This window comes from Prosthecobacter sp. Pr1 (assembly GCF_057652315.1).
Genome location: NZ_JBYFBS010000005.1, coordinates 20,927 through 47,679 on the forward strand (window position 1 = coordinate 20,927; position 26,753 = coordinate 47,679).

The 26,753-nt window shown below is 59.5% G+C and carries 22 protein-coding genes and 1 tRNA gene; 16 read left to right on the forward strand and 7 right to left on the reverse strand.

From position 1 onward, the window contains the following. The first annotated feature begins 38 nt into the window (after window positions 1-38). Window positions 39-4,604 carry an autotransporter-associated beta strand repeat-containing protein gene (locus AC24GY_RS09710; protein WP_487682381.1) on the forward strand — a complete coding sequence of 1,522 codons (4,566 nt, stop codon included), beginning with the start codon at window positions 39-41 and terminating at the stop codon, window positions 4,602-4,604. Between the two features lie 61 nt (window positions 4,605-4,665). Here AC24GY_RS09710 and AC24GY_RS09715 read toward each other — a convergent pair whose 3' ends face one another. Next, window positions 4,666-5,688 (reverse strand): cytochrome-c peroxidase, encoded by a 1,023-nt coding sequence (locus tag AC24GY_RS09715; protein ID WP_422321348.1) that lies wholly within the window; start codon window positions 5,686-5,688, stop codon window positions 4,666-4,668. Window positions 5,689-5,826: 138 nt separating this feature from the next. On the opposite strand from AC24GY_RS09715, the gene AC24GY_RS09720 reads away from it, so the two are divergent. The 5 genes from AC24GY_RS09720 (at window position 5,827) to AC24GY_RS09740 (ending at window position 10,448) form a co-directional block, all read left to right on the forward strand. Continuing rightward, complete coding sequence (locus tag AC24GY_RS09720; RefSeq protein WP_487682383.1) at window positions 5,827-7,188, forward strand: right-handed parallel beta-helix repeat-containing protein; 1,362 nt, start codon at window positions 5,827-5,829, stop codon at window positions 7,186-7,188. 15 nt (window positions 7,189-7,203) lie between these two features. After that, on the forward strand, window positions 7,204-8,925 hold the full coding sequence (locus AC24GY_RS09725; protein WP_487682385.1) for a putative ABC transporter permease subunit: 1,722 nt from the start codon (window positions 7,204-7,206) through the stop codon (window positions 8,923-8,925). A 34-nt stretch (window positions 8,926-8,959) separates the two neighbouring features. Next, window positions 8,960-9,646 carry a hypothetical protein gene (locus tag AC24GY_RS09730; RefSeq protein WP_487682387.1) on the forward strand — a complete coding sequence of 229 codons (687 nt, stop codon included), beginning with the start codon at window positions 8,960-8,962 and terminating at the stop codon, window positions 9,644-9,646. A 28-nt stretch (window positions 9,647-9,674) separates the two neighbouring features. Next, window positions 9,675-10,055 carry a hypothetical protein gene (locus AC24GY_RS09735; protein WP_422321344.1) on the forward strand — a complete coding sequence of 127 codons (381 nt, stop codon included), beginning with the start codon at window positions 9,675-9,677 and terminating at the stop codon, window positions 10,053-10,055. Between the two features lie 183 nt (window positions 10,056-10,238). Continuing rightward, window positions 10,239-10,448 carry a CsbD family protein gene (locus AC24GY_RS09740; protein ID WP_487682389.1) on the forward strand — a complete coding sequence of 70 codons (210 nt, stop codon included), beginning with the start codon at window positions 10,239-10,241 and terminating at the stop codon, window positions 10,446-10,448. A gap of 402 nt (window positions 10,449-10,850) precedes the next feature. Here the strand turns inward: AC24GY_RS09740 and sucD are convergent, their stop codons facing one another. From sucD to AC24GY_RS09755, 3 genes are all read right to left on the reverse strand, one after another. Then, window positions 10,851-11,759, reverse strand: a complete 909-nt coding sequence (gene sucD / locus AC24GY_RS09745) for a succinate--CoA ligase subunit alpha (protein WP_487682391.1) — start codon at window positions 11,757-11,759, stop codon at window positions 10,851-10,853. Window positions 11,760-11,850: 91 nt separating this feature from the next. Beyond that, window positions 11,851-12,219, reverse strand: a complete 369-nt coding sequence (locus AC24GY_RS09750) for a diacylglycerol kinase family protein (protein WP_487682393.1) — start codon at window positions 12,217-12,219, stop codon at window positions 11,851-11,853. A 15-nt stretch (window positions 12,220-12,234) separates the two neighbouring features. Beyond that, on the reverse strand, window positions 12,235-13,320 hold the full coding sequence (locus AC24GY_RS09755) for a hypothetical protein (RefSeq protein WP_487682395.1): 1,086 nt from the start codon (window positions 13,318-13,320) through the stop codon (window positions 12,235-12,237). A gap of 146 nt (window positions 13,321-13,466) precedes the next feature. Between AC24GY_RS09755 and AC24GY_RS09760 the strand changes: the two genes are divergently transcribed. From AC24GY_RS09760 to AC24GY_RS09780, 5 genes are all read left to right on the forward strand, one after another. Beyond that, entirely contained in the window at window positions 13,467-13,790 is a 324-nt protein-coding gene (locus tag AC24GY_RS09760) for a heavy-metal-associated domain-containing protein (RefSeq protein WP_487682397.1), read from the forward strand. A gap of 84 nt (window positions 13,791-13,874) precedes the next feature. Beyond that, window positions 13,875-13,964, forward strand: a tRNA-Ser gene (locus tag AC24GY_RS09765). 273 nt (window positions 13,965-14,237) lie between these two features. Then, the gene (locus AC24GY_RS09770; RefSeq protein ID WP_487682399.1) at window positions 14,238-15,215 is read left to right on the forward strand and encodes a sugar phosphate isomerase/epimerase family protein; all 978 of its coding nucleotides are present in this window, start codon (window positions 14,238-14,240) and stop codon (window positions 15,213-15,215) included. A 3-nt stretch (window positions 15,216-15,218) separates the two neighbouring features. Further along, on the forward strand, window positions 15,219-15,890 hold the full coding sequence (locus AC24GY_RS09775) for an SGNH/GDSL hydrolase family protein (RefSeq protein WP_487682401.1): 672 nt from the start codon (window positions 15,219-15,221) through the stop codon (window positions 15,888-15,890). Then, window positions 15,887-17,143 carry a serine hydrolase domain-containing protein gene (locus AC24GY_RS09780; protein ID WP_487682403.1) on the forward strand — a complete coding sequence of 419 codons (1,257 nt, stop codon included), beginning with the start codon at window positions 15,887-15,889 and terminating at the stop codon, window positions 17,141-17,143. Before AC24GY_RS09775 ends, AC24GY_RS09780 begins: the two co-directional genes overlap by 4 nt. A gap of 100 nt (window positions 17,144-17,243) precedes the next feature. On the opposite strand, the gene sufT is transcribed toward AC24GY_RS09780, so the two are convergent. Genes sufT through AC24GY_RS09795 form a run of 3 tightly spaced genes read right to left on the reverse strand, consistent with a single transcriptional unit; the run spans window position 17,244 to window position 18,886 of the window. After that, window positions 17,244-17,801, reverse strand: a complete 558-nt coding sequence (gene sufT / locus AC24GY_RS09785; RefSeq protein ID WP_422321308.1) for a putative Fe-S cluster assembly protein SufT — start codon at window positions 17,799-17,801, stop codon at window positions 17,244-17,246. Window positions 17,802-17,830: 29 nt separating this feature from the next. Beyond that, window positions 17,831-18,313, reverse strand: coding sequence for an iron-sulfur cluster assembly scaffold protein (locus tag AC24GY_RS09790; RefSeq protein ID WP_487682405.1), 483 nt, complete (start codon window positions 18,311-18,313; stop codon window positions 17,831-17,833). 9 nt (window positions 18,314-18,322) lie between these two features. After that, window positions 18,323-18,886, reverse strand: a complete 564-nt coding sequence (locus AC24GY_RS09795) for a rhodanese-like domain-containing protein (protein ID WP_487682407.1) — start codon at window positions 18,884-18,886, stop codon at window positions 18,323-18,325. 226 nt (window positions 18,887-19,112) lie between these two features. Between AC24GY_RS09795 and pssA the strand changes: the two genes are divergently transcribed. The 5 genes from pssA (at window position 19,113) to AC24GY_RS09820 (ending at window position 26,751) form a co-directional block, all read left to right on the forward strand. Beyond that, window positions 19,113-20,021, forward strand: a complete 909-nt coding sequence (gene pssA / locus AC24GY_RS09800) for a CDP-diacylglycerol--serine O-phosphatidyltransferase (RefSeq protein WP_487682409.1) — start codon at window positions 19,113-19,115, stop codon at window positions 20,019-20,021. Between the two features lie 56 nt (window positions 20,022-20,077). Next, window positions 20,078-21,301, forward strand: a complete 1,224-nt coding sequence (locus AC24GY_RS09805) for a glycosyltransferase family protein (protein WP_487682411.1) — start codon at window positions 20,078-20,080, stop codon at window positions 21,299-21,301. Window positions 21,302-21,380: 79 nt separating this feature from the next. Next, a complete protein-coding gene (locus AC24GY_RS09810) occupies window positions 21,381-24,374 on the forward strand; it encodes a PAS domain S-box protein (protein ID WP_487682413.1) in 2,994 nt (997 codons plus the stop codon). Between the two features lie 116 nt (window positions 24,375-24,490). Beyond that, window positions 24,491-25,498, forward strand: a complete 1,008-nt coding sequence (locus tag AC24GY_RS09815; protein ID WP_487682415.1) for a succinylglutamate desuccinylase/aspartoacylase family protein — start codon at window positions 24,491-24,493, stop codon at window positions 25,496-25,498. Then, entirely contained in the window at window positions 25,495-26,751 is a 1,257-nt protein-coding gene (locus AC24GY_RS09820) for an MFS transporter (protein ID WP_487682417.1), read from the forward strand. The genes AC24GY_RS09815 and AC24GY_RS09820 overlap by 4 nt, the downstream gene beginning before the upstream one ends. Window positions 26,752-26,753: the final 2 nt, after the last annotated feature.

Below are 26,753 nucleotides of genomic sequence, written 5' to 3' on the forward strand. Positions count from 1 at the left end.
GTAGCCGCATCTGTGCACCTCTTCTCGCGCTTTTGTTTTTGCCCTCGCTTTCCCTTGCCGCCACCCTCTTCTGGGATGCCGACGGCACCTTCGGTGGCGGTACCGGCGGCAATGGAAACTGGAATACGACCTCTCTTTTCTGGACCAACTCCACTGCCATGCAGGCATGGACCAATGCCACCAACGACGTCGCTTCCTTTGGAGGCACGGCGGGCACAGCCACGCTCACTGAGGCGGTCACCGCCGGCGGTCTGACATTCAGTGTGGATGGCTACACGCTCGCGGGCAATGGAAACACCCTGACCCTCGGCGGCAATGTGATCGTCACCAATGCCGGCACACAGGCGCTGATCCAGTCCAACCTATCCATGGCCGCCGGTCTGTCCTTCTCCGGCTCAGGCACCCTGACCTTTGACACTGCCTACAGCATCGCAGGTGGTGGTTTTAACATCAGCAAATCAGGTGCCGGCACCCTCAATCTCAAAGGCACAATTACTGACGCGTTAAACCTGACCGTCAGCGGCGGCACGACCAACCTCTCGGGCAGTTACACCCGCACGACCTATTTGAACAACGGAGGATTAACCGTGAACGGTGGAACCTTCAATGTCACCGGTACACTGGGGGCATCAGCAGCCAATCCGCTGGGCCAGACAGCCTTCTCAGGCAACAGCACCACCAATTTTTCAGGCATCGAGTACCTTTCCGGCACAGGCTCCACCTTCCGGATCGGCGAAGGCACCAGCGCCACCGTCAATGTCATCGGCGGCACTCTCACACTGGGCACGGCTTCCTCCGGGCTCGTGCTGGGTCGTGGCGCAAACACTGCCGGGGGATTTCTCAACATCTCTGGCGGCACCGTCAGCGTGGCGGGTCCGGCGGTGGCCATCCGGCTCGGCGCAGGCTACTCCAATGGAGAGCTTGGGGGTGCCAGCATTCTCACCCTTTCCGGCACCGGCCTGCTCGACACCAGCACCACCACCGGCACGATTCTCCTCGGCTCCAACACCGCAGGAAACACGACTGGCACGGGCACCCTCAGTCTGGATGGTGGGACCCTGGCAACCCTCCGCACCATCACTGCCGGCACGGTGGGGGCTTCCACTGTCAATTTCAACGGCGGCACCATCAAAGCGAATGGCGCGATCACAAGCCTGCTGGACACTGCCTTGACCACCGTCAATGTGCGCAACGGCGGTGTGGTCATCGACAACAACGGCTTCGCCATCGGCATCGCGCGGGCGCTGAACCACTCCAGCATCAACGGAGACAATGCCACGGACGGCGGCCTCACCAAAAACGGTCTCGGCATCCTGACACTCTCAGGCACCGTCGCCAACACCTACACAGGCGTGACCCTGATCAACGCCGGTGAGCTGGATCTTTCCAAAACCGCCGGCGTCAATGCCATCGCAGGCGCCATCACCCTCGGCAATGGCACCACTGCGGCCATTCTGAAACTCATCAACAGCGACCAGATCGCCGACACCAGCCTCATCACGCTCTATGGCAGCGGTGCCAGCGCAGGCATCCTCCGCCTAAACAACAAGAATGAAACCGTCGGCGGCCTCATCAGCACAGGCGGTGCTGGCATCGTGGAAAACGAATCCGGTGCCACGGGCACAGCCACGCTCACGGTCAATGTAGACTCCGGCGCACAGACCTTCAGCGGCATCTTGCGAAATGGAGACGGCACAGGCACGGATGGCACTCTCGCTCTCATCAAGTCGGGCCTTGGCACCCTGACCCTCAGCGGTACAAACACCTACACCGGCACGACAACGCTCAACGCGGGCGGCCTGACTCTCACCGGTGCCAGCACCTACGCAGGCGCTACGACGATCAACTCAGGCGCAACACTTCTCATCAATGCCGCCAACTCATTCACGGGTGGCATCACCATCACCTCTGGCGGCACGCTCCAGTTTGGCATCACCAATGCCGTCTCCTCCACCTCAGCCATTCTCCTCTCCGGAGCCGGGGGCGGCAGTTCGGCGCTGCTCTCTCTGAGTGGCTATAACTGGACCTCGGGAGCCATCACCTTTTACGATGCCACTTCGGGCGCGACCAGCCAGGGCACCATCAACATCGGCAGCGGAGTGCTCACACTCGGCAGCACAGTGACGGTGAGTGCCACCAACAATCCTCTGGGAGCACTGATCACGGGTGGCACGCTTGATCTGGGCGCAGCCACACGAACCTTCGCCATCAATGACAGCCTCAATGCCGCGCACGATCTCACCATCTCTTCCGCCATCACCTCGGTGAGCGGTGCCATCGGCATCATCAAAACAGGCATGGGCAATCTGCTGCTGAGCGGCAGCGTCAACATTGCGGGCAACATCACCGTCTCCAATGGCGTGCTCGAGATCACGAACACCTTGACCAACGGCACGGCGCTCACGACCGTAGGTTCAGCTTCCGCACCGGGGATGCTGTTTCTGGGCACTGGGGCGGATTACTCCACCAAGAACCTGAGCATTGGCACCAGTGCAGGTTATCAAGGTGCGGTCGTCATCCGCGGCGGTGCACTGACGCTCACGACCACCGACTCTCAGGCGGGGATCGGCCTTGGTGGTACAGGCTATGGCGGCCTGTTATTGTCCTCGGGCACCATTAATACCAAGCGCGTGGACTCGCTGGATGGCACCACCACCGCCTCCATTGCCGTGCTGCAGGTCAGCGGCGGCACGCTCAACACGTCCAACTACATCATGTTCCGCAACGAGCGATGGGAGTTCACCGTCACGGGAGGCCAGGTGCTCCGGACTGGAGACGCCATCGCGCTGGGATTCCGCAGCGGCGGCAGCGCAGCCACGGCCACCACCACGGCGCAGGGCGCCATGACCATGGCGGGCGGCGTGGTGAACAATTCAATTTACAACATCACCTTCGGCCAGCAGAACAACAACACAGCGCTCGGCACTGCCTACCTCAACCTCAATGCAGGCACGCTGATAAACAACCAGATCGTCCACTACAACAACACCGGCGCCGCCATCAATTCCTACGTCAGTTTCAATGGCGGAACTTTGCAGGCTTCCGCCAACACCCCCGCATTCATCTCCGTCAGCGGCACAGGTGGCACAGGAACTTTGACCGCCTATGTCAATGGCGCTTTCGGCACCTACAATGGCGGCGCGGTGATCAACACGAACGGCTTCAACGTCACGGTCCCCATCGCCTTGAACGCTCCCACCGGAAATGGGGTCGCCAGCATTGCCGTCACCGATGGCGGCAGCGGCTATTACGGAGCCCCGTATGTGGAGATCAGCGGCGGCGGTGGCTCAGGTGCCACAGCCTTCGCCACGGTGGATCTCGATCCCACCAGCCCCACCTATGGCAAACTGCTGAGCATCACCATCAGCAATCCCGGCGTCGGCTACACTTCCACTCCCACCGTATCATTGCTCGGAGGCGGCGGCAGCGGAGCTGTGGTGGGCACGATCACCACCGCAGTCAACACCTCAGGCGGCCTGACCAAAAATGGTCTCGGCACGCTCACGCTTTCAGGTGCAGTTGCCAACACCTTCACCGGCAGCACCAGCATCAATGCCGGTGAGCTGGATCTCTCGAAAACCGCAGGCGCCAATGCGATTGCCGGCAACATCACCGTCGGTGACGGCACCACCGGGGCGGTGCTGAAGCTCATCAACAGCGACCAGATCGCCGACACCAGCATCCTCACATTCAATGGCAGCGGCACGACCGCAGGCATCTTCCGCCTCAACAACAAAAACGAAACCGTCGGCGGCCTGAGCAGCACAGGCGGCGCGGGCATTGTGGAAAACGAATCTGGCAGTGCAGCCACCAGCACACTCACCGCGAATGTCGCCTCTGGAACACAAAGCTTCAGCGGCACACTGCGCAATGGTGATGGCACGGGCACTGACGGCACTCTTGCTCTCACTAAAACCGGTGCTGGCACACAGATCTTCTCCGGTGCCAACACCTACACGGGAGCAACGACCGTCAGCGCTGGTGTCCTGCAAATCGGCAGCAATGGCACAGGCACCACCGGCACAGGAGCAGTCACCGTACAAAGTACCGGCACCCTGACTGGCACCGGCGTGATCCAAGGTTCCAGTTTCACTGCCAGCAGCAGCGCCATCGTTCAGGCAGGAGACGGCACGGCTCAAAGCAACTACGGCACGCTCACCTTCCAGCCAGTGTCCGGTTCCGGCAGCATCGATTTCCAAACAGGCAGCACGATCATCCTCGGCATCCATCCCGGAAGCACTTCCGACAGGCTGAATATCGTGGGCACCGGCACGAATACTCTGCTGTTCAACGGCAACCTCACCGTGACAGCAGATGCATTCACTCCCACCGCTCCGGAAGTTTTCAACCTGCTCGACTGGTCCGGACTGTCCTCATCACCCACCTTTGCCAGCCGCTTCACCTTCACCGGCTATCTCACCGGCAATGGCGATGAAGCCAGCGGTCTCGATCTCCCGGACATTTCCGGTTCGGGTTACTTCTGGGACATCAGCGGCTTCACCACCAACGGCACCATTGCCGTTGTCATGATCGTGCCGGAGCCCTCCCGCCTGCTCCTCCTGGGACTGGCCATGGGAATCGCTCTTTTCAGACGCAGGCGCTGAAAACAAATCAGCCGGGCTGTGCGGCCCGGCTGATGAGAAGATTCAGAATGAAGTCTTCAAATTACGCTTTGGGAGTCTCGGCGGTGCTTTCTGGCAGCTTGGGAGCTTTGATGTAGTCTGCGGGAAGATCGCCCTTCAAAGACTTGAGGAAGGTGACGATGGAGGTGGTTTCTTCATCAGTGAGAGTCTTGCCCAGCTGGTGTTCGGCCATCTTCTGGACCATCTGCTCCAGCGTTTTGACGGAACCGTCATGCAGGTAGGGATAGGTCTCGGTGATGTTGCGCAGGCTGGGAACTTTAAAGAAGCCCTTCTCGCCATCGTTCTTGGTGATGTCGGCACGGCCATTGTCCTTGAGATCAGGCCAGGCCTTCACAAGGCCAAGCTTCTGATACATCATGCCGCCGACACCCACGCCATTGTGGCAGGTGACGCAGCCGGTTTTAGCAAAGGTGGCAAAACCCTTTTTCTCCTCGGCGGTCAGGGCATCCTTGTTGCCTTTGAGAAAGGCGTCCCACTTGGAAGGCGTGAGCAGCTTGCGCTCAAACGCGCCCACGGCCTTGCCGAAGTTGTTGTAGTTCACCGGATCAGCCTCGCCGGGGAAGGCAGCCTTGAAGGCATCCACATACCCGGGCATGCTCTTGAGCACCTTGATGACGAAGGCCTCATCGGGAGCACCCATTTCCACGGGATTGAGCACCGGGCCTTTGGCCTGCTCCTCCACACTCGGCGCACGGCCATCCCAGAACTGGGCGACGTGCAGCGCGGCATTGTACACCGAAGGCGAGCTGCGGCCACCCAGCTTGCCTTCATGCCCCGGAGAGAATGGCAGGTTGTCGTTGCCGTATTTGTCGAGCACGTGGCAGGAGTTGCAGGACATCTTCCCGCCTTTGGAAATGCGGGTTTCAAAGTAGAGCTGGCGCCCCAGATTGATCTTCGCTTCCGTCAGTTCATTCGTCGGGGACGCGACCTCGGCAGGCAGCGGCATGAACATCGGCAGAAAGGCTTCGGACAGATCTGCCTGCGCGAAAGCGGAAGTGGTGCTCAAGCCGACAATAAGAGCGAAAATGCGAGCGGTGGGGTTCATAGGATGTTGGATTAAAACAGCGATTCCGATACGTGGCGTGGAAGGCGCGGGTTTCAAGTGATTGCACTGAGACGATTTCTCAACACCCACCACAGCTTCAAATTGACGAAATCCCCGGCAGGCGGCTAGGCTGCACAAATGTTCTCAAAATCTTTTCTCCTGCTGTTCGCAGCAGCAAGTGTGGCACTCGGCCAGCAACCCGTAGGTGATGGCAAGACGGACGATACGGCGGCGATTCAACACCTCTTTGACACCGTGGGCAGTGTCAAGCTTCCCAAAGGCACCTACCTGCTGACGCAAACCGTGAAGATCGATCTGAAAAAAACCGGCTTCGCGGCGCTCACCGGAGACGGCACCGTGCGGTTGATCATGGCAGGCGACGGGCCAGCGCTGCATTTCGTGGGCACGCATGAAGGCTCGGCGGCACCAGATTCATTCAAGCCGGATGTTTGGGAAAGCCAGCGCACGCCCATGGTGGAAGGCATCGAAATCGTCGGAGCAGATGCCGAGGCTGATGGCATCGAGGCAACGGGCACAATGCAGATCACGCTCAGCCGCGTCGTCATTCGTGAATGCCGGCACGCCGTGCATCTCTCCACCCGCAACCGCAACGTGTTGATCTCAGCCTGTCACTTCTACCACAACACCGGCATCGGCGTGTTTTACGACAATGTGAACCTGCACCAGTCCAACATCGTGGGCAGCCATATCAGTTACAACGGCGGCGGCGGTGTCGTTTCCGTGGGGGGCAACGTTCGCAATCTGCACATCGGCACATGCGACATCGAGGGCAATCACGCCAAGGATGGACCGCCCAGCGCCAATGTGATGCTCGACTCACGCGGCGGTTCCATCGGCGAGGTCGCCATCACCGGCTGCACCCTGCAGCACACGCACAAGTCACCGGATTCAGCCAACATCCGCATCATCGGTTCCGGCACGGATCCATCCCTCCTGCGCCGCGCAGGTCGCGAGCACACCCGCGAAGGCAATGTGACCATCACCGCCAATGTGTTCAGCGATGTGCAGGTCAATGTGGAGATCCAGCACTCACGGGGTGTGACGATCACCGGCAACACGTTCTGGGAAGGCTTCCAGCACGATCTTGTCATAACGGACAGCGACAACATCGTCGTCACCGGAAACAACTTTGACCGCAACCCGCGATACCTCGTGAACGGCAACGACAATGCGGAGAAAAACGGCGTCGTCTTCCAGCGCTGCACCGACAGCATCTTTAACAACAACGTCATCAGCGGCGTCTGGAAGCAGCGTGCCGCAGTGGACATCGAATCCTGCAACCGGTTTCAAATCTCCCACAACAGCATTCTGGATTCAGATGGCACGGGACTCCGCCTGGAGCAGGTGACCAACAGCATGGTCACCGGAAACATCATCCGCGATGACCGTGAAGGAGAAAAGCGCAGCAAAGAGCCCTCTCTCAGCATTGTCGGCGGCAAAGACAACGTGATTGAGCAGAATGTGCTCGGAAACAAATAACGTGGGCATCGAGGCATGACCACCTCATCCGCCACATGGCTGCTGGCCCGTACCCACGGGCGCATGTTGCGGCACAAGCTGCGCTTTGGCATGCGCGAAAACCGCCTTCTCAGCGTGACGGTTGGCGCGTTCCTCGGGCTGTACAGCCTCGCAGCCTACCTCCTGGTGGGCCGTGGGCTGGATTTCATGATGAAGCTGCCCCTCATCGGCCCGCTGCTCACGGAGCGGCTGGTGTTTCTGCTCTTCTTTTTCTTCTTCGTGATGCTGGTCATCTCCAATGCCACCATCACCGGCATGAGCTTGTTCCGGCGAAAAGACATGGAATGGCAGATTGCTCTGCCCCTGCCCCCGCGCAGCCTGGTGCTGTGGAAGACTCTGGAAGGCATGCTGCTGGCAAGCTGGGGACTGCTGCTGCTCACCACCCCCATCCTGCTGGCTCTGGCCCAAACCTACAAGGCAGATGCCAAATTCATGCTGGTGGTGCTGCCTGCCGTGCTGGCTCTGGTGACCATCGCAGCCAATGTTTCCACCTGGCTGCTAATTGCCCTTGTGCTCTGGGCCAAACGTTGGATGTGGAAGCCCTTGCTCGCAGTCGTCGTTCTGCTGCTGATCCGAACCCTGCCCATCTGGCATTCCAGCGTGGAGTCCTTAAACTCCGGAGACCTCAGCGCGAGCTTGAACCAGATCCTGCGGCACACGGAGATCTGCATGCATCCGCTTTTGCCCAGCTCATGGGTGGCGGAAACAATTCAAGCCGCCGGACGCGGCACCTTCGAGCGCACCATGTTCTTCAACCTTGTCCTCCTGGCCAATGCCCTGATGAGCATTCTGATCACCACGCGCATCGCCAGCGCCTTCTATTATCCGGCTTGGAATCGCATCATGAGTGCGGCGCCCGGAGTCGTCGGCAAAGCCAAAGCCCCCCAGGCACGTGCCAGACGTGGACGCCTGAGCCATTGGCTGCGCCGTATTCTGGCGCTTGACCGCGCCTCCTATGCGCTGCTGGTGAAGGAAGTCCGCACATTCCTGCGCGAACCCGTGCAGTGGGGGCAGTCGTCGATCATTTTTGGTCTGCTCCTGATCTATTCCATGAACCTGCGCAAGCTGGGCTACGATCTGCAGAATCCGTTTTGGATCACCATCGTAAGTCATTTAAACTTGCTGGTCTGCTGCCTCGCACTGTCCACACTCACGACCCGTTTCATCTACCCGCAATTCAGCCTGGAGGGGCAGCGTCTGTGGATTTTGGGGCTCTCGCCCCTGCCGCTGCATCGTGTGCTGGCCTTGAAACTCCGCCTCAGCGCCAGCGTGCTGGCCCTTGTCATGGTGACGCTGGTCGTGGTCTCGGGAATCTCGCTCGGCCTGTCAGGGCAGCGCATTCTCTTTTTCAGCGCTTCGATTTTGATGCTGAGCTACGGACTGACCTCGCTGGCGCTTTCCCTCGGCGCCTTGGTGCCCAATTTTCGGGAGTCCAATCCCGCGCGCATCGTCTCCGGCTTTGGCGGCACGGTCTGCTTGATCGCCAGTTTTGTATACATCGTTGGCGGAATGGTCCTGCTGCTGATCCCTTCCTGGCAGAATCTCAGGCAGGATGCCGTGGCCATGGTGGGCTCCAACGGCAAAATCGAACTGGCTGCGCTGGCTGGACTGGCTGTGTTAACCGTGGCTTTTGGAGGCATTCCCTATTTTTTTGCCAAAAGACAGACGAAAAATCTGGAATACTTAAGACATCTGTAGTATTTGGATACTGGAAATAATTTCCAGTACTCCCATGATCACCCGCAAAGCACCCGCTCTCGCCACTGCCAACGGCTACAACGAGGATAATCTCCTTGTTTTTGAAGATGCTCCCGAATTCATGGACGGCCACGCTGTTGCCTCATCCCTTGAGAATGTCGATTCCAAAGTGAAGGCCGCTCAGGAGCAGTTGCAGGAGCTCCGGCGCCAGCAGGAAGAGATCGAACGCCAGAAGCAGCACCTCGAAGCCTTGCGCATCAAGCAGGAGCGGTTCGTCGCCGGAAAGCGTGATCTCGTCGAGAAAATCACCCGGTCTGCCAGCTTGGTCGAACGTGAACTCTACGACGCCCAGAAGCGTGTTGAGGATCTTGCCGCCATTCATGACGAATTCCGCCGTCATCAGGAAATTTTGAAATCCCTCCAGCCGGAAAAATGGCATCGCTCCCAAGTCAGCGAAGAACTCGACGGAGCCCTGGCCGCCATTGACGATGCCGAAGGCGACTACGCCAAAGGCATCCGCCGTCTGCACGCCATGGGCCCGCAAGAAGGCGTGTCCGCAGGTGGACCGATCAATCTCGACGACGCAAGCGCAACTGTAATGCCCGCTTTCGGCTCTCACGCCGATGACCTGAAGACTTGGATGCGCCGTGGCTTTGCCTTCACCCTTCCTCTCATGGGCACGGTGATCGTCGCCATCGTCCTCATTCGTCTGATGTTCTGATTTAGCGAACCCCTCACCTCTCATCCTTATGGCTCTGTTTTCTGGCAATCGCAAAGTCCGGTCACGTCGTCCAAAGCCCGTGCAGGCATTGAAGGAAGAGGCATCGCCTCAGCGTAAATCACGCAGTCTGACGAAACGCTCGGATGAACTGAACAGTCAGATTCACCGCCTGGAATGCTTCATCACCGCAGCTCCACGCATTGAGCGCCAGCGCCGCCTGGCAAACGTGAACATGGTACCGCCCATGGAGTTGGCATCCCCTGCCCCACGTCATCGCCGCGTCCCCATCGCCAGACAGCGCGCACGCCGCAGCGAGCGCTTGCGCATGCTCACCGAAGGCATGCTTGTCCTCGGTTCCATCGCCGCCGTTGTTGGATGGCTGAATCAATGGTTCCATTTCTGGAACTGAGGCTGCGTCCATTTCAAGTGGCACTGGTTGAAGGTGGCTTGACGTGACCTGAAGCGGCTCCGCCGTTGATGCGGAATACCCCCCTTACTCGCGCATGGGCCATCGCCCTGACGCTAAAATGTGCGCGCGCAACGAAATCCAGTTGCCGCCACAAGGCGGTCAAAACATCAACCCCAAAATGTTATGACTGCGACAGAAACCAAAGGCAGCTGGAATATCCTGAAGGGCAAGCTCAAGCAAAAATGGGCCAATCTGACAGATGATGACCTCCAGTTTGCAGAAGGAAAGTCAGACGAACTCATTGGCCGCATCCAGAAGCGCACCGGAGAATCTCAGGAAGCTATCAAACGCTACATGAAGGAAAACTGCGACAGCGACTGCGATTGCCGCTAACCACCTCATCGGACCGGCATGAGACACGGTCCCATGCCCGCTCCTGGCACAATTCTCGAAATATGCGCCGAAGGTGACGTGAAGCCGAAGGCTGGGCCCAGGCCCATTTTGGATACACGCGATCAAGGGAATCCCAACGAAGAAGAGATGTTATGAAATCACATCCAATTCTGGAAACTATTGCTGTCTTCATATCACTGGCAGCCTGCGCCTGCATCTCAGTCGACGATCATGAAGAAAGGCCCAAAACGGCCACCGTCACTAAAGAGACGGTGAGGTTCTATCCGCTGACAGATCCCAGCGTGACCATGACGAAAACAACAGCCATCAGCTCACGCTAATGGCTTTGCTTATCGTGGATCACCACTGTCGGTGACGCATCACATTGCTTCTGATCTCAGATCATGCCTTGCCCCAGCGCTTCAGAAGCGTGGAAGCCATGTCAGCAGGTGAGTCAGACACGGCAATGCCGCACTCCGCGAGAATCTTCTTCTTGGCAGCAGCAGTGTCGTCAGCGCCACCGATGATGGCACCGGCGTGGCCCATGCGGCGTCCGGGAGGTGCTGTGGCTCCTGCAATGAAGGCGGCGATCGGCTTCTTGCAGTTGTCCTTGGCCCAGAGACCCGCTTCGACTTCGGCATTGCCACCGATTTCGCCAATCATGATGATGGCTTCGGTCTCAGGATCATCGTTGAACATCTTGAGCACGTCGAGGTGGTTGGTGCCGTTCACCGGATCACCACCAATGCCCACGCAAGTGCTCTGACCGTACCCACGCGTCGTGAGCTGCCACACGGCTTCATAAGTGAGCGTGCCGGAACGGCTGACGACACCGACATTGCCACGCTTGTGGATGTACCCTGGAGCGATGCCGATACGGCAGCCACCATGCGATTTGTCGCCGAAGCCTGGAGTCACAAGACCGGGGCAGTTCGGGCCGATGAGGCGCGTCTTGCTGCCTTTCATGGCAGCCTTGACCCTGATCATGTCATTGACCGGAATGCCTTCGGTGATGGCCACCACGAGGTCCAGCCCCGCATCGACACCTTCGAGGATCGCATCTGCTGCGAATGGAGGCGGCACAAAGATCACGCTCACGGTCGCGCCGGTTTCACGGGCGGCTTCAGCCACGGTGTCAAACACCGGCACCTTCTTGCCACCGTGCTCAAAAATCTGACCACCCTTGCCTGGTGTCACGCCAGCCACCAGCTGGGTGCCGTAGTCGATGGACGCCTTCGCATGGCGCGAGCCGAAATCTCCGGTGATACCTTGAACAAGAATGCGGGTGTCAGTTTCAACGAGAATGGCCATCGGGATGAATTCGGTAAAAGTTTGGGGGGTGCGTGAAAGCGTCGCATCATAGAAGTGTGCTTCGCTGCGTCAAGGCGGCGGCGGAATATTCTCAAAGCAAGCGCCAGAGTTTCGGCAAAAAGACCACCAATCCCACTCCCAGTGCCGCAAGCGCCGCCACCAGTACCGCTGCGGCTGCCGCATCTTTTGCCAGACGGATGGGTTCCTCACGCTCCTTGCTCACGCGGTCCGCCAGGACTTCGATCGCCGTATTCAGCAGTTCTGCCGCCAAAACCAGTCCCACCGCCAGCAGCACCACACACCACTCCCAGGCCGCCAGGTTCAGCCAGAGGCCCAAGCCCGCCACCAGCACCGTGGCGAGGCCATGCACCTGAAGATTTCTCTGCGTTTTCAGCGCCCAGACCAATCCCGCCAGCGCAGGACCAAAGCTGCGGAGCACCGATGCAAGCCAGCGGGTCATGTGGGGGCAATTCGGCTACTGCGAGCCCGCAGGTTTTTCCACCGGAGCCGTTTCTGCAGTTGGCTCGGAGACTTCTTTCACCAGATCACGGAATTCCTTCAGCCAGTTCAAGGCATCCGGATGGCTCGGGTAGGTCTGAATCACCTTCAGCATGTCTGCCAGCGCATTGACTGGAGTGACATTGTTCTGCACCAGGTAATTGTCCTTTTCCCAGATCATGCGCGGGCCCGCATCTTTATAGAATTCATTGAATTCGGTCTCACTCTTGATGGCCTTTTGCATGGCCACCTCCGCACTCATGCGGGAATCCCACTGTGCAGGCAGATCAGTGGGCTTTTCCGCCAGATAATAGGGGAAAACAATGTTGGAATAAATGCCCCTGACATTCAGCGGCTGATACTCCCATTCTTTCCGCTTCAAGAAGTCTTCCAGAGAGTAAGCTTTGGCAAATTCGGAACTGGCCACGGACTGACGCAAGGTACCCATGATGTCTCCGGCAGGCACGTTGTTGCCACCACCGCCTCTACGCCCGCCACCGCCGCCACCCTGGCCAGCACCCTTTGCGTCCTTGTCCGTAACGGCCCCTGAGGCCGAATGAGTGGTGGCTCCCTGAACGGCAGTGATTGCCTTGCCCAAAAAAGCCTGCACCGAATTGACGATCGGAGCCATTTTCTTGGGTTCATCAATCTCCTGCGCCTGAATTGTCAGCACGAGGTACTCAAGCTGCAGCCACAGCGCCTGCTTGAAATCCTCATCTTTCAGATTTGCCTCATTCTTGTTCCGCCAGTCCATGAAATCGGCCTGCTTCAGGTTCTTGCGATCAAAGTGCTCCAGCTTGTAGCAGTCCAAATACAGTGCCAGCGCAGCCGCCGGGCTGGCCATTCCCTCGCGGAACTTCGCCATGGCCGCACCAAAGACGGAGCCCCTGCCCTTGCCAATCTGAGCCTCCACTTTTTCCAGTTCTTTGAGGATGTGATCCGTTTGCGCTGGCGTGAGAATCACCTTGCTTGCAGGTTTCTCAGGTTCAGCCGCAGGTGTTTGCGCAGGGGCAGGAGATGCCAGCACCAAGGCCAGCAGAGGCAGGAGTTGAGTCAATTTCATGGTCGGAAAATTAAACAAGGCAAAACGCGGATGGGCGCAGGAAAAATCTTTATCTGAAAAAATTCTCCACATCAACGTTTCATCCCCGCACAAACTTGGACTTGGATGCACAAAGTCATCGTATATCTGTTTCCACCCCCTCGCTTATGACACGCCCTGCTTTCTTTCTCGCCCTTCTGACCCTCCTCACCCTGCCTGCCATGGCTGGAGATGCCCCCGTCAACTACATCGCCGAGATGACCGGCATGGTCTGCGCCGGCTGCAAAGATCACGTCACCGCCTCCTTCACCAAGCTTGAAGGCGTCTCCAAGGTGCAGATTGTTCCCGGAGACAAACCCGGCACCCAAAAAGTCACCGTCACCTCCACTTCCCCCTCCTTGACCAAGGAGCAGGCCGTCACCGCTTTGGGCTCCTCAGCCTCCACGTACATCGTGCATGCATGGGTGAAGTCGGAGCAGCCGGCCCACTAAAGCCAAAATCATCAGGCAAAATCGCTTGCCTGTCTCTCCGACTGCGCCACTATCCGCGCTCTCCTTTTGCCGGAGCAAGAATTTGGACAGGTGTCAGAGTGGTCTAACGAGCACGCCTGGAAAGCGTGTGTACCTTAATCGGTACCGAGGGTTCGAATCCCTCCCTGTCCGCCATTCTTCGTCAGCTCACTAGACGAAGAATTCCCTCCTCAGAGTGAAGGACGGCCCATCACTCTCGCCTCTGCCACGCAAGGAAGGACAAAATCTCATCGACTCCACCGCTCGAAAATTGAGCGAAAAGAGACGTTTCATGAGGAGCGTGGGCAAGAAGCCGCCCCCTCTCCACTTTCACCCGCACTCGTTTCTTGAATTCCGGTGCTCCAACAGTTGTGCTTTCCTGCCGCAAGCGCGGCAACATATCGCGCTTCAGACTCGTTTGGCTCTCCGATGAAACCAACCGCTTCCTCTCCGTCCCGTCGTCAATTCCTTGCCACTGCTGGCGCCGCCTCGCTGTCATTCCTTTCCTCATCGCACGCGGCGGCGTTTAAAACGACGATCCAGAAGGCCAAGATCATCGGCAAGCCGGAGGAAAAGGCGCTGCGTGAGCTCAAAGAGGCCGGATTCGACGGCGTGGAGGTTTCCCATCTTTTTGATGACGAAACGGAGGCCAAAAAGGCGCGTGAGCTCGTCGAAAGCATCGGTTTGAAGGTGCATTCCGTGCTGCGCGGGTGGGCGGAGTTCAACAGCGATGATCCGGGGCAGGTCGCCGCGAGCTACGAGGTGACGGAGAAAGCCCTGCGCACGGCCAACTGGCTCGGTGCAGAGACGATCCTGCTCGTCCCCTGCCGCGTTGGCGGGCCGACCGTGAAGATGCCGCAGCCGTGGGAATTCGACATCGAGTTCGACGAAAAGACAGGCCACGTCAGCCGTGTCGTGAAGGGCGACAACACACCTTTCGAGCGCTACATCGCGCTGCAAAACAAATCGACCGACGGATCGAAGGAGCAGGTGTCGAAGCTCATTCCGCTGGCCGAGAAGCTCAACGTCATCATCGGCCTCGAGAACGTCTGGAACAACCTCTGGGTGCGTCCGGACCTGTACAAAAACTTCGTCGCATCCTTCAACCACCCGTTTGTGAAGGCCTACTACGACGTGGGCAACCATGTGAAGTACCTTGTGCCCGTGCACGACTGGATCCACACGCTGGGCGGCCTCATCAAGAAGATCCACATCAAGGACTACGCACTCGCGCCGGACAACCACAGCGGCAAGTTCGTGCATCCGCGGGATGGCAGCATCGACTGGCCAAAAATGCGTCAGGCCCTCGACGATGTCGGTTACAACGGCTGGATCACGGTTGAAGACAACGGCCTGCCCCTGCCCGAATTCAACGACCGCCTCAACAAGATCATCGCCGGAGTCTAATTCATGAAACTCGCCCTGCTTTTCCTCACGCTGGCCACCTTCACCCCGGCCGCCGACCGCGTCGTGCCGCGCGAAGGCACCGAGTGGTGCAATATCTGGATGCCCAACGCCAACAAGCACGACCTGCCGCGCGTGCTGCTCATCGGCGACTCCGTGACCCAGGGTTACGGACCCGACGTGGAGAAACTGCTCACCGGCAAGGCCTATGTCGCGCGCCTCGCCACCTCGCGCTGTGTGGGAGATCCCGTCCTGCATGCCGAGATCGCCGCCGTGCTCGGCGCGGAGACCTTTGACGTGATTCACTTCAACAACGGCCTGCACGGCATCGGTGCGGTCAGTGAAAAAGAGTATGCCGAATTTCTGCCGCACATGCTCGCTCACCTCCGCAAGCTCGCGCCCAAGGCGAAGCTCATTTGGGCCAGCAGCACACCATCCCATGTGAATGGCAAATTTGAGCAGCTCGACGCACGCAACGAAAACGTGAAGGAGCGGAACCGGATCGCCGCCGAACTGATGGCAAAGGAAGGCATCCCCGTGGACGATCTTTACGCGCTCATGCTGCCACACCCCGAGTGCTGCTCCGACGGGCTGCACTACAAGCCGGAAGGCAGGGCCATGCAGGCTGCGCAAGTCGCCGCCGCGGTCCTCAAGCTGCTGCCGTCGAAGGCGAAATGAAACACCTCAGGACACTCGTCGCGATCCTTCTCGCCATCTTTTGGGGAACTGCCCCTGCGCATGCGGAAGAAGCTCCCAAAACCGCGCTGCGTGTTGAAAAACTCAATGAACTGGATGTCACCATCCAGCAGGCCGTGAATGATTCAATGATCCTCGGTGCCTCCCTATGGGTGGAGAGCCATGGCGTGGCCTACCACAAAGCCTATGGCCAGCGCGCGCTGAAACCCGCGGCTGAGGCGATGACCGAGGATACCCTTTTTGATGTGGCCTCCATCACCAAAGTCATGGCAGCCGCCAGCGCGGCTATGCTCTGCATCGAGCGCGGCTTGTTCCAGCTGGATGACCTCGTCTCACAGCACCTGCCCGAGTTCACCGGCGAAGGACGTGAGAAAATCACCTTCCGCCACTTGCTGCTGCACACCTCCGGGTTGCCGGTCAATCTCAATCCCAAAACACAGCCCTTCACCACTCACGACGAAGCCGTCGGGCAGATCTGCCACACGAAGCTCCTGTTTGAGCCCGGCTCCCAGTTTGCCTACAGCAGCGTGGGCACCATGCTTCTTGGCGGCGTGATCGAACGCGTGACCGGCAGGAAGTTTGACGAATTCTGCACCTCAGAAATCTTCCACCCCCTGCGCATGAATGACACCGTCTTTCGTCCCGGCGGCGAGCAGTTGAAACGTGTCGCGCCCTCCAGCGCGCCGGAGCGCGGCCTGGTGGATGACACCGTGGCCCGGCTAGCTGGCGGCGTCTCGGCGCATGCCTCCCTCTTCACCAGCACGGCGGACATGTCCTGCTTTGCCCGCATGATGCTGAATCTCGGCGAACTCGATGGCGTGCGCGTCCTCAAACCCGAAACCGTCAGGCTCATGACCAGCGTGCAAAGCCCTGCCGGCCTGACCAGCCCCGATGCCAAAAACTTACCCGTGCGCCGCGCCCTCGGCTGGGACATTGACACCCCCTACCGCAGCCCGCCGCACGACTATACTCTCCACCGTGGCGCCCTCTTCCCCATCGGCGGCTACGGCCACACCGGCTGGACCGGGCGGATGCTCTGGATTGATCCCTTTTCCAGCACCTTCGTGATCTTCCTCTGCAACCGCTACGTGGACGCCTCCAAAGACACCCGCCCCGCCGTCTATCAGCTCCACCACCGCATCTCCACCCTCGCTGCCGAAGTCGTCCCGGACTTTGATTTCAAAAACGTCCCCGGCGCGCTGCCGGGACATGTGGAGCATGGGAGTGTGCGGTGATGCCAGAAAGGCAGGTTTACCGCACAATCCTCTTCTAATCCACACGTTGTGAGTTTCGGGACTACGACAGCTGGAAGACCTATCCGCCAGATGCCAACCCTCAGATCATCCCCAGCTTCATCTTCCCTTCAACACTGATCATCCCCTGGTTCCACGCCGGATCCCAGACGAGTTCGACCGCAGCGTCGTCCATGTCTTCGATGGTCATGATGCGGCTTTGCGCATCAGCGGCAATCGTCGGCCCCATGCCGCAGCCTGGGGCCGTGAGGGTCATCTTCACAATGGCTTTGTTTTTGCCATCGGCATCGGCTTCGACTTTGCAGTCATACACAAGGCCCAGATCGACGATGTTGACCGGGATTTCCGGGTCATAGACGTTTTTGAGCTGATTCCACACCTGTCCTTCAAGATCGCTGACATCGGCGGGGATGTTTGAGGAACTGCTGTCCTGCTCCTTCTTGCTGGCTTCGGGATCAATACCCAGGGCATCCACGTCACCCGCCTGAATACGGGCAAGACCAAAGTCCGTGGCCACCGTGTAGGTGCCGCCGAGCGACTGCGTGATGATGACCTTCATGCCGAGCGGCAGCTTGATCAGATCGCCACTGGGGATCTGTACGGCATCGACTTCGCGTTTGAGTTCAAGGGAGGAGTGCATGGGGAAATGAGAGTGAAAAAATGTTGAGACTAGCTCGTGAGGACGATTTTGATTTTGCCCTGGGTTTTGCCAGCGGCACTAAGAGCATCCGCCAAAGTGCCGGATTGATCAGAAACAACTGGAGCAGCAGCACTGGCTTCTGGCTTGTTTTCAGCTTCGAGCGCGGCGCGCAGCGCGCCCTCAACCATCTGTCCGCAATGGATCTTCATGGGCGGCAGCGGACCGAGGGGCTTGCTAAGTTCCTCGGCAGACATGGAGAGCGCTTCCTCCTTGGTTTTGCCACGAATCAATTCAGTCGCAATGCTGGCCACGGCGATGGCCGTCTGGCAGCCGAAGCTCTGAAAGCTGGCCTTGTCGATGACCTTCCTGCCGTCCTTCTCTTTGTATTTGATCCACAGGCGCACCATGTCGCCACAATCAGGACTTCCCACGGTGCCCACGGCATCGGCGTCGGGCATTTCGCCCAGATTCTGGGTGTCCGTGAGAGCTTGCTGGAGTGCGGCTTCGTCCATGGTCGTGATTCAATCTTCAAGTTCGATACGATAACGCGGCAGGCTTGGATCAATCTCACTGCTGTAGGCGTCAATCCCGCCGGTGAGGCATTTCGTTTCGCCAAATCCATGTCCGATGAAATACGCCGCCGCATCCAGCGAGCGCGAGCCGGTGTGATCATACAGCACCACCGTCTGCGTCTTGTCACCGCTGGTGAAAATTTCCTGCACCAGCTCCTGCGTGAGCAGGCGCGCGCCGGGCAGCTTCACCGCCTCATGCTCCTCACGCGTGCGCACGTCCAGCAGCACAAGGTCCGGCTTGTTTCGCAGCAGCACTTCAAGCTCATGCGGAGAGATCTGCAGCGAGGAATCGCCCTTGTGGCTTTCCTGAATATGCGCCACGGCCTCCGCCACGGGGATGTTCTCATTCCGCTCGCACACCTGCGCCAGAGTTTCTCCCGGCTGAAAGCCGCAGCTCCGGCAGCCGCCGATGTGGTAGCGCGCAAACAGAGCCCTCTGCGCCCCAGGGTAGGCCTGGAGCACCTGGCTCATGGTCATGTCGCCGGTCAGCGGCGGAAGTTCAGCAGTGGGCATGGTGGAAATTCATGCCATAACGGCAAAACCACCCAATGCAAGCGGAGGCCCGCCAGCACGCCCCAGCGGCAGTACGATAAAACGCTACGGCTCACGCGTCCGATAGCCCTTGGTAAGAGTAGCCAAGCATGGCCTAGGCTTCTGGATTGATCTCGTGTCTACACCTTGACTCTCCCTTTCGTTCTCTCGGCTCGACATTCCTCATTCTGCATTCACCTTGCACGCCATGTCTCAAGAACTCGAGCCACGCATCCCAGTCCTGCCCACTCTGATGACGGCGGGTAACATTCTTTGCGGTTTCGTCGCCATCCTGGAGATCTTTGACGGCCGCCATCTGGCGATGACCACGTCGGTCGATCTCAACAATTACCAGCACTACCACTACGCCATCGTCTTCATCCTCCTCGCCTGCTTGTTCGATGCGCTCGACGGCCGCGTGGCGCGCATGGGCGGCACGGAGAGCCCCTTTGGGCGGGAGCTGGATTCCCTGGCGGACATCGTCTCCTTCGGTGTGGCACCGGCACTTCTGGTGCATGACATCGTGCTAAAAGAGATCGACACCCCCAAAGGCCTCGGCTGGCTGATCTCATGCGTCTATCTGGTGTGCGGTGCCATGCGCCTGGCGCGGTTCAACTGCCTCGCAGCGGCGGATGTGAAAAGCAGCATGAAAGGCTTCCGCGGCTGCCCCATCCCGGCGGCGGCAGGTGTGATTTCCTCTTTGACCCTGCTCATCATCTGGCTGGACAGTACCGAGCGCGAGATCGGCAACTGGAAGTATGCTCTTGCAGGCCTGATGGCACTCCTTTCCTACCTGATGGTGAGCAATCTGGAATACCCCAGTTTCAAGGCCGTGAACTGGCGCACGAAACGCTCCTTTCACTGGGTCCTGGTCACCATCTTCGTCATCGCCTTCACGGTCATGAACTGGCACTGGATGCCCGCCGTGCTGTTTGTCAGTTACTTGCTGTATGGCTTGGTACGTCCATGGGTCTCGCGCAAATGGCGGCAGGAGATCGAGATCGAGGCGGAAACGGTGGAGATCGACCCCGAGGCAGAGACGCTGGCACTCAATGGAGCGGATGACGACAGTTCCGAAAAGCATCACTCGGACGGCAGCAGCTCCGTGCAGATTTGAACATTTTCATTTCACGCAGCGCTGGGACTGTGTAATTGAGGGTTTCTCCAACCTCCATGGCAGATTTTTATCAGCACGCGCGCGTGCCCACCCTCCACCACCTGGCACACGCGGACAGTTCAGCCCGTGAAACTGAGATGCTGGACTGGGCGCGGGACAAACCGGTGGCCCTGCTGCTGCCCGCGCTCTATGCCGAGTGCGAGCGCCCAGCCCTTCCTCGCATTCTTGAAGAGGTCTCCCAGGCAGGTCACATCTCCGAGGTGATTCTGAGCATGAATGGAATGGACGCCGCCGAACTCGAGCGGGCCCTGGTGCTCATCCGCAAAAACCTGCGCGGCAAAACCGCCCATATTCTTTGGAATGACGGACCGCAGCTCTCTCAAGTTTATCAGCGTATGGACCAGGCCGGACTCGCCGGCCCCCACGCAGGAAAAGGCTCAAACATCTGGATGGGCATCGCCTACCTTCATGCGCGCAGTTTTGGCGGCGTCATCGTCAGCCACGACACGGACATCCTGAACTACAGCCGTGATCTGCTGTGGCGGCTCTGCTATCCGCTGCTTCATCCGCGCATGAATTATCGGTTTGCCAAGGGCTACTACAGCCGGGTGTCGGACCGGCTTTATGGCCGGGTGACGCGGCTGCTGATCTTCCCTCTCATCCAGGCATGCCGTGATGTGCTGGGCTCGAAGCCCATGCTCGAACATCTCGACAGCTTCCGCTACCCGCTCTCGGGTGAATTTGCCGCCGACATGCAGGCACTCGAATGCTTTTGTCTTCCCGGCGGCTGGGGCTTGGAAATCGCCCTTCTCTGCGAAGCCTTCCGTCATCTGCCCGGTGAGCAGCAGTGTCAGGTGGATCTGGGCTTTCATTTCGAGCACCGCCACCGGAGCCTCGCTCACGACCAGATCGGGGTCAATGAACCGGGACTGATCACCGCTGCCGCAGATGTCGCCCGCTGCCTCGTCTATCAGGTGCTGCGCGAAGCCGAGCCCCGTTCCGCTGAAAGCCTCATGCGCCTGATCATTGAGCGATACCGCCCCCGTGCCAACGAATGGCTGCAGCGCTACGAGCATGTGGCCCTGCTCAATGACCTGCGTCATGACGCAGAGGAGGAAAGTGCCGCAGTCACCGCCTTCGGCCAGGCCTTGGATCGTCTCCTGCACAGCCTGGGAAAAGACACCCTGCATGTGCCGGCCATGCGCGACACCCCTGCCAGGACCCTCGCGAAGATTCCCGGGCTCGCTGCAGAGATTGTGGCGAGCGCCATCATCGTCTGACCGTCCTGCCATCCTGCTTGCTTCGCCCCTGCCCCGTGGATAAGGTCGGGCCTGTTAAAATCAGCGACTGCATTCTTGCATGAAGAAATCTCCCCAGACGGCGGCCCGGCGCAAAGCCAAGGCCACTGCTGCATCACTCACACCGGGAAGTGAATCTGTTGCCACTGCTGAACAGCTGGCTCAGTTTTACAACAGCGTCGACGCCGCCCTCTTCAGCCTTTCCGTGGAGCCGGGGCAGCAGCTGCGCTTCCACTTTGCCAATCACCGTTTTCTCGCCGTCGCAGGTCTGCGTCCGCAACAGGTGATCGGCAAACGCATCGAACAAATCATCCCGGAGCCATCCTGCGCACGCGTGCTGAAGCAGTGCCGCAAATCGATACGCAGCCATCAGACCGTTCGCTGGGATGAAACCTATCACCACTCGTCGGGCATCAAATACGGCAAAATCTCCGTGACCCCGGTCATGGATGCCAAGGGCCGTGCGACTCACCTTTCCGGCAGCATCATTGACATCACCAAACGCCGCAACTCAGAGCTGGCGCTGCATGAAAGCGAGGAGCTTTACCGCCGCATCGTGCAAACCGCCGAAGAAGGCATCTGGACGATCGATGCCCGTTCGCTCACTGACTACGTCAATCCCAAGATGGCGAGGATGATGGGTTACAAGCCGGAGGAAATGATCGGACGCCCCATCAGCGACTTTCTGGACGATGAGGGCAAGGCCCTGCTGACCACGCACATCAAGAACCGGAAGAAAGGCATTTCAGATCAGTTCGAGTTCAAATACATGCGCAAAGACGGCACGCCTCTGTGGGCGTTTGTCTCCACCAATCCCATCACCAACAACCAGGGGGTCTATGTGGGGGCCATGGCACTGCTGACCGACACTTCCGCACGCCGGGCCGCCGAGGCCGCCATGCAGGAGAGCAATGCGCAGTTCCGTGCCATCTTTGAACAGGCCGCAGTCGGTGTAGCCTTGATCGACAGCAACACAGGCTGTTTCCTCAACGTCAATCAACGGGCCTGCGACATTGCTCGGCTCACACGCAGGCAGATGCTGGCCACGACCTTCATGCACATCGCCCACCCAGACGATTGGCAGGCGAATTTGGAGCAGATGGAGAGGCTGAAGGCCGGCAAGATCCAAACCTACACCATTGAGAAACGCCACCTTCATGCCGATGGCAGCATCACGTGGATCAACCTCACGATTTCTCCCATGTGGAAAAAAGGCGAGCCCCCATCGCGGCACATCGCCATCATGCAGGACATTACGGAGCGCAAACAGGTGGAGCAATCTCTGGCCCGGACGACGGAGCTGCTCGAGCGTACCGGAGAGATGGCCAAAATCGGCGGTTGGGAGCTGGAGGTGGCCTCCAAGAAGCTCTTCTGGTCCCTCGAAACCTGCCGGCTTTTCGAGATCGAGAGCAAGACGACTCCCTCATTGAAACAAGCGATCAGCTTCTACTCCCACAAGGAGCAGCAGGTCATCCGCGCAGCTGTGAAAGCCGCCATCGAACACGGCACAGCCTACGATTTGGAACTGCCGGTCCTCACCGCCAAAGGACGGCGCTTCTGGGCGCGCACCCAAGGATTCGCCATTCGCAAGAACGGCCAGACCGTCAAGCTGATCGGCACGTTTCAGGACATCACCGAGCACAAGCAGGCGGAGCAGGCTTTGATTGAGAGCGAGGTTCGCTTCCGCGCCATCTTCGAGCAGGCCGTCGTGGGCGTCGGCCTCGTGGATTTCACCACGGGCCGCTTTGTGGATGTGAACCGCCGCTTCTGCACAATCATGGGCAGGTCGCGCAAAGACATGCTGAAGATTGCCTTTGATGAGATCACCCACCCGGATGACCACGCCAAGAACCATCATCTGCACAAGCAGCTCAAAGCAGCCAAGTCCTCGGAATTTCAAGTGGAGCAGCGCTACCTGCGTCCAGATGGCTCCGTGGTCTGGGTGAATCTCAATGCCTCCCTGCTCAGCACCATGAGCGGACGCCCCAACCAGATGCTCGTCATGGTGGAGGACATCACCAGTCGCAAGCTGGCGGAGGCAAACTACCGCAGGGAGCTCGGCTTCAATGAAATCCTGGCCAGTCACACCTCGGCCATCATCATCCTGCTGGACCGGCACGGCAATCTGATCCACGCCAACGAAGCCACCCTCCAGATGCTCGGTTACAAACGGAAGGATCTCGTCGGCAAACAGCCGCCCTGGAAATCCGACTTCATGGAGGCTGCGGAAAAGGCGCGTTCGCAAAAGCGCTTCAAGGAAATGCTGGCCGGCAAAAACATTGACTCCAGGGAGGTCACTCTCATCGGCAAAGACCGCAAGCGCCATGTCGTCGCGCTTTCCAGCATCATCACCCGCACGCCCGAAGGCGTCGTGGATCGCATCATCGTCACCGGCACCGACCTCACGGAGCGCAATCGCCTGCAAAAAGAAGTCCTCAAAATCTCCGAGCAGGAGCAGGCGCGCATCGGACACAACCTGCATGACGGTGTCGGGCAGACGATGACGGGAGTGGCCAGCTTGATTGAAGCGCTCGAATCCGAACTCACCGGTGATCAGCGCCAGAGCGCCGCCCGCATCCACCATCTCATTCAGGAAGCCATTCAGGAAGTCCGGCGCATGTCCCACAGCCTGTCTCCGGCATCCGTGAAAAATCGTGGACTGGGCGGAGCACTCCAGCTGCTGGCTGAAACGATCCGCACCAACCATCGCACCACCTGCACCTGCGAGGTCAATCCTGACATCAAAATCGAGGACTCGGAAAAAGAGACGCACATCTACCGCATCGCCCAGGAGGCGGCCAACAACGCCCTGCGCCATGGCCATCCCTCCAGAATCAAGCTGTCTCTCCAACTTCTGGGAGAACACGAGGCCGTGCTGAAGATCGAAGATAACGGCTCAGGCCTCGGCAAACGCACTCACGAACATCCAGGCATAGGCCTGCGCGTCATGGACTACCGCGCCAACCTCATCGACGGCAGTCTCACCATCAAATCCAGAGCCCGTGGCGGTGTCAGCGTCGTCTGCCGCTTTCCTTATGGCGGCGGGCAGGATTGATTGCTCCGCAGGTTCTGCGCATCAAACCCAACGTCTGGGACTCCTCATAATGGCTGCGGTTTAAGCTCCAGCGAATTAGTCCGTGAGGTCACGCCTGCTCGCTCCGTAATGGAGTGATGGTCATCACCTCCCTCGACTTCGGCAAACCGGGCAAGCAGCAGGGCTTCCTGCAGGTTCCCTACTCCCACAACCTCGGCGGCTGGGCCAATGTGATGATCCCAATCACCACCGTCGCCTGCGGCAAAGGGCCGACCGTTCTCGTGCTCGGCGGCAATCATGGCGACGAATACCAGGGCCAGATCGCCGCCATGAAACTCGCACGCGAGCTCACGCCGGAGAAAGTCACCGGCCGCATCATCCTCATCCCCTCGCTGAACCTGCCCGCCGCCCGTGCGGCCACGCGCCTGTCTCCGCTCGATGGCATGAACATGAACCGCGCCTTCCCCGGCGATGCCGAGGGGCCCGTCACCAGCCAGATCGCCCATTATCTGCGCACCGTGCTGTTTTCGCTCAGCGATGTCGTCATCGACATGCACTCAGGTGGGCGCAGCATGGAGTTCGTGCCCTGCTCTCACATGCACCTCGTGCCGGACCGTGAGCAGCGCGCCAAGATGTTCGCCGCCATGCTCGCCTGGGGCACAGACTTCTGCTTCATCTACGCGGACATCGCGGGCACGGGCCTGCTGCCGGTGGAGGCGGAGAACCAAGGCAAGCTCGTCATCACCACCGAACTCGGCGGCGGTGAGTGCGTTCCCGCCAGCGTTCATCGCATCACCCAGAACGGTTTGAAAAACGTGCTCATCCACGTCGGCGCGCTCAAAGGCCGTGTGCAGCCCCGCAAAGCCCCCGCCATCATCACGCAGGCCACCAATCGCGAGGACTACATCCTCGCGCCGGAGTCCGGCATCTTTGAGGTCACTGTCGATCTCGGCGCCAAGATTAAGAAAGGTCAGACCGTCGGCCACATCCATCACCTGGAGCGGCCCGACCGTGCGCCGGAAGCTATCATCGCGCAGAGCGCCGGTTATCTCATCACCATGCGCGCGCCCTGCCTCACTCAGCAGGGCGATTGCGTGGCGGTGATCGCAAGACAAGTCAGCGAACGTGAAGTGCTGCGCGCATGAATTCATCCCCTGCGCAATCCGCTTCTCCGAAGGCCGCCACCAGCGCCATGGCGCTCGTCGCCTTCATGTGGTTCGCGTATTTCCTCAACTACTGCGATCGCCAGGCCGTTTTCGCGATGTTTCCTTCGCTGAAGTCCGGCCTGAGCATGAGCGACCAGCAGCTCGGCCTCGTGGGCACCGTGTTTCTCTGGATCTATGCCATCGGCTGCCCCATCTCCGGCTACCTCGGCGATCGCTTTTCCAAACGCCTGCTCGTGGTGCTCAGCCTCGTCGTGTGGAGCCTCGTCACCATCGGCACCGGCCTCGTCGCGTCAGGAGCCACGCTGCTGGCCATGCGCGCGGCCATGGGCGTCTCCGAGTCGCTCTACATGTCGAGTGCCGTCGCGCTCACGGCGGGCGCGTATCCCGCCGCGCGGCGTTCGCGTGCGGTCTCGGTGCTCATGACGGGGCAGATCGCCGGCACCGTGGCGGGCAGTTGGTTCGGCGGCTGGATGGCGGACCGCGGCGAGTGGCGCGGAGCCTTCTTCGCCCTCGGCGCGGTCGGCGTGCTGTATGCGATTCCTTACTTCGCCTTCCTGCGTCGCGTCGAAGAGCCGCAGGCGGACCAGAGCACGACCACGGCGGGCATCACCTTCGGCGCCCTCGCCCGCTCACGCACCTTCCTGCTGCTCTGCCTGGTGTTCCCCGTGTTCGTCTTTGGCCTCTGGCTGCTCTACGGCTGGCTCCCGGCCTTCCTGCACGACAAGTTCCACCTCAACCAGGCCGACGCCGCCTTCAACGCCACCGTCTTCCTGCAAACCGCGACCTTTGCAGGGGTCATCACGGGCGGCATGCTCGCCGATGCGCTTTACCGTCGCACTAAAGCCGCGCGCTTCTGGCTCATGGTCTGCGGTCTCGTGCTTTCCGCGCCCTGCATTCATGCGCTCGGAAACAGCGACACGCTGCTCGTCACACGCATCGCCGCCACCGGCTTCGGCCTGTTCAGCGGGCTCTTCATCGCCAACATTTTCTCTGCCACCTTCGACATCGTCTCCACCACCGCCCGCGCCACCGCCGTGGGCATGCTCAATTTCTGCGGTGCCATCACCTCCGGCTTCGCCACCCTCTTTGGCGGCATGTGGAAACAGACGCTCGGCATCGACCGCCTGCTCTCCATCACCGCCCTCGCCTACCTCGTGGCCGGTGCCGCCCTGATCCTCGGCATCCGCACTTTTTTCCCACGCGATCTCGCCCAAACCCAGGCCTCGGCATGAAG

Bases quoted from the DNA above. Each gene is read 5' to 3' on its own strand.
- AC24GY_RS09795 (WP_487682407.1), bottom strand. From the start codon at position 18,886: ATGCCCACTGCTGAACTTCCGCCGCTGACCGGCGACATGACCATGAGC.
- AC24GY_RS09725 (WP_487682385.1), top strand. From the start codon at position 7,204: ATGACCACCTCATCCGCCACATGGCTGCTGGCCCGTACCCACGGGCGC.
- AC24GY_RS09750 (WP_487682393.1), bottom strand. From the start codon at position 12,219: ATGACCCGCTGGCTTGCATCGGTGCTCCGCAGCTTTGGTCCTGCGCTG.
- sufT (WP_422321308.1), bottom strand. From the start codon at position 17,801: ATGCACTCCTCCCTTGAACTCAAACGCGAAGTCGATGCCGTACAGATC.
- AC24GY_RS09770 (WP_487682399.1), top strand. From the start codon at position 14,238: ATGAAACCAACCGCTTCCTCTCCGTCCCGTCGTCAATTCCTTGCCACT.
- AC24GY_RS09815 (WP_487682415.1), top strand. From the start codon at position 24,491: ATGGTCATCACCTCCCTCGACTTCGGCAAACCGGGCAAGCAGCAGGGC.
- AC24GY_RS09755 (WP_487682395.1), bottom strand. From the start codon at position 13,320: ATGAAATTGACTCAACTCCTGCCTCTGCTGGCCTTGGTGCTGGCATCT.
- AC24GY_RS09780 (WP_487682403.1), top strand. From the start codon at position 15,887: ATGAAACACCTCAGGACACTCGTCGCGATCCTTCTCGCCATCTTTTGG.
- sucD (WP_487682391.1), bottom strand. From the start codon at position 11,759: ATGGCCATTCTCGTTGAAACTGACACCCGCATTCTTGTTCAAGGTATC.
- AC24GY_RS09740 (WP_487682389.1), top strand. From the start codon at position 10,239: ATGACTGCGACAGAAACCAAAGGCAGCTGGAATATCCTGAAGGGCAAG.
- AC24GY_RS09715 (WP_422321348.1), bottom strand. From the start codon at position 5,688: ATGAACCCCACCGCTCGCATTTTCGCTCTTATTGTCGGCTTGAGCACC.
- AC24GY_RS09730 (WP_487682387.1), top strand. From the start codon at position 8,960: ATGATCACCCGCAAAGCACCCGCTCTCGCCACTGCCAACGGCTACAAC.
- AC24GY_RS09720 (WP_487682383.1), top strand. From the start codon at position 5,827: ATGTTCTCAAAATCTTTTCTCCTGCTGTTCGCAGCAGCAAGTGTGGCA.
- AC24GY_RS09820 (WP_487682417.1), top strand. From the start codon at position 25,495: ATGAATTCATCCCCTGCGCAATCCGCTTCTCCGAAGGCCGCCACCAGC.
- AC24GY_RS09790 (WP_487682405.1), bottom strand. From the start codon at position 18,313: ATGGACGAAGCCGCACTCCAGCAAGCTCTCACGGACACCCAGAATCTG.
- AC24GY_RS09810 (WP_487682413.1), top strand. From the start codon at position 21,381: ATGAAGAAATCTCCCCAGACGGCGGCCCGGCGCAAAGCCAAGGCCACT.
- pssA (WP_487682409.1), top strand. From the start codon at position 19,113: ATGTCTCAAGAACTCGAGCCACGCATCCCAGTCCTGCCCACTCTGATG.
- AC24GY_RS09775 (WP_487682401.1), top strand. From the start codon at position 15,219: ATGAAACTCGCCCTGCTTTTCCTCACGCTGGCCACCTTCACCCCGGCC.
- AC24GY_RS09760 (WP_487682397.1), top strand. From the start codon at position 13,467: ATGACACGCCCTGCTTTCTTTCTCGCCCTTCTGACCCTCCTCACCCTG.
- AC24GY_RS09805 (WP_487682411.1), top strand. From the start codon at position 20,078: ATGGCAGATTTTTATCAGCACGCGCGCGTGCCCACCCTCCACCACCTG.
- AC24GY_RS09735 (WP_422321344.1), top strand. From the start codon at position 9,675: ATGGCTCTGTTTTCTGGCAATCGCAAAGTCCGGTCACGTCGTCCAAAG.